This is a genomic window from Rhodoflexus caldus (genome assembly GCF_021206925.1).
In the GTDB taxonomy this organism is placed as follows: domain Bacteria; phylum Bacteroidota; class Bacteroidia; order Cytophagales; family Thermoflexibacteraceae; genus Rhodoflexus; species Rhodoflexus caldus.
Genome location: NZ_JAJPRF010000029.1, coordinates 2,501 through 5,051, shown reverse-complemented (window position 1 = coordinate 5,051; position 2,551 = coordinate 2,501). Strand labels below are relative to the sequence as shown.

The 2,551-nt window shown below is 53.6% G+C and carries 2 rRNA genes (1 of these 2 only partly in view); both read right to left on the bottom strand.

Annotated features, from left to right (window positions below):
- Nucleotides 1-4 precede the first annotated feature (4 nt).
- Nucleotides 5-116, bottom strand: a 5S ribosomal RNA gene (gene rrf / locus NDK19_RS16785).
- A gap of 65 nt (nucleotides 117-181) precedes the next feature.
- Nucleotides 182-2,551 (bottom strand): 23S ribosomal RNA (locus NDK19_RS16780) (it continues 454 nt past the right edge of the window).

The window sequence follows — 2,551 nt, the reverse complement described above, 5'->3', positions numbered from 1 at the left end:
AAAGTACTGGCGGCGACCTACTCTCCCACCTGTTACGGCAGTACCATTGGTGCTACGGGGCTTAACTTCTCTGTTCGGAATGGGAAGAGGTGAACACCCGTGCTACAGCCACCATGATATCTTTACTGTGCCGATTGACACGATGAAACAAGGGAAAAAAGAGTAAAACATGTCGTAGTCTATGATACGATATCGGACGATTAGTACTGCTCAGCTTTGACATTTCTGCCTTTACACCTGCAGCCTATCAAGGTCATCGTCTTTAACCATCCTCTTGGAAACCTCATCTTGGGGCGAGTTTCGCGCTTAGATGCTTTCAGCGCTTATCTCTTCCAGACGTGGATACCCGGCGATGCGCCTGGCGGCACAACCGGTACACCAGAGGTCTGTCCATCTCGGTCCTCTCGTACTAAAGACAGCCCCCCGCAAGTTTCCTACGCCCACCACAGATAGGGACCGAACTGTCTCACGACGTTCTGAACCCAGCTCGCGTGCCACTTTAATCGGCGAACAGCCGAACCCTTGGGACCTTCTCCAGCCCCAGGATGTGACGAGCCGACATCGAGGTGCCAAACCTCCCCGTCGATGTGAGCTCTTGGGGGAGATCAGCCTGTTATCCCCGGCGTACCTTTTATCCTATGAGCGATGGCCCACCCATGCGGAACCACCGGATCACTATGCCCGACTTTCGTCCCTGATCGACTTGTCAGTCTCACAGTCAAGCTCCCTTATGCCATTGCGCTCTACGCACGGTTACCAAGCGTGCTGAGGGAACCTTGGGAAGCCTCCGATACTCTTTTGGAGGCGACCACCCCAGTCAAACTACCCACCATGCACTGTCCCCCGAAGGGTTAGCAACCAAACAAGCAGAGGGCGGTATTTCAACGTCGACTCCACGATACCTGGCGATACCGATTCTCAGTCTCCCGCCTATCCTACACACCGCTTGCCCGGTGGCAATGCAAAGCTGCAGTAAAGGTGCACGGGGTCTTTCCGTCCCGTGGCGGGTAAGCGGCATCTTCACCGCTACTACAATTTCACCGAGCTCATGGCTGAGACAGCGCCCAGATCGTTACACCATTCGTGCAGGTCGGAACTTACCCGACAAGGAATTTCGCTACCTTAGGACCGTTATAGTTACGGCCGCCGTTTACCGGGGCTTCGATTCAATGCTTCGCTTGCGCTGACATCCCCTCTTAACCTTCCGGCACCGGGCAGGTGTCAGTCCCTATACGTCAACTTTCGTTTTTGCAGAGACATGTGTTTTTGTTAAACAGTCGCCTGGGCCTTTTCACTGCGGCTTCTCTTACAAGAGGAAGCGCCCCTTCTCCCGAAGTTACAGGGCCATTTTGCCTAGTTCCTTAGCCATGACTCACTCGAGCACCTTAGGATTCTCTCCTCGGCTACCTGTGTCGGTTTGCGGTACGGGCGGTCTTCCCATCGGTGTCAAACTTTTCTTGGAGGATTTACATGCCATTGTCAGACCCCCCGAAGGTTCGCTGTACTTTCGTCCGAAAACTTTAACGCGCAATTCCGTCTGCGCGCAGACACTATACATCCCCGTCATCTGAACCTAAGTAGACCGGTACAGGAATATTAACCTGTTGTGCATCGACTACCCCTCCCGGGTTCGCCTTAGCCCCCGACTAACCCTGCCCCGATTAACGTTGGACAGGAAACCTTAGCCTTACGGTGAACGGGTTTCTCACCCGTTTTATCGTTACTTATGCCTACATTTGCTTTTCTGTTCGCTCCGGATTGCCTCACAGCAATCGTTCTCCGCCAACAGAATGCTCCCCTACCATCTTTACAGATCCACAGCTTCGGTGATAGACTTGATGCCCGTTTATCATAGATGCACGGCCACTCGACCAGTGAGCTGTTACGCACTCTTTAAATGAATGGCTGCTTCCAAGCCAACATCCTGGCTGTCTCAGTAGCCGTACCGCCTTTGTTCAACTTAGTCTATACTTGGGGACCTTAGCCGATGGTCTGGGTTCTTTCCCTCTCGGACACGGACCTTAGCACCCATGCCCTCACTGCCGACACAACTTTACAGCATTCGGAGTTCGTCAGGATTTGGTAGGCGGTGAAGCCCCCTAGTCCTATCGGTAGCTCTACCTCTGTAAACCCTTGCCGACGCTGCCCCTAAAGGCATTTCGGGGAGTACGAGCTATTTCCCAGTTTGATTAGCCTTTCACCCCTACCCTCAGCTCATCCGAAAACTTTTCAACGTTTACCGGTTCGGGCCTCCATTGGGCTTTACCCCAACTTCACCCTGGCCAAGGGTAGATCACAAGGTTTCGCGTCTGCCCCTACTGACTCTATCGCCCTATTCAGACTCGCTTTCGCTCCGGCTCCCCGCATTCATGCGGTTAACCTCGCCAGTAACGGCAACTCGTAGGCTCATTATGCAAAAGGCACGCCGTCACCCCACGAAAGGGCTCCGACCGCTTGTAAGCGTATGGTTTCAGGTTCTATTTCACTCCCCTCCCGGGGTGCTTCTCACCTTTCCCTCACGGTACTGGTTCACTATCGGTCTCTGAGTCGT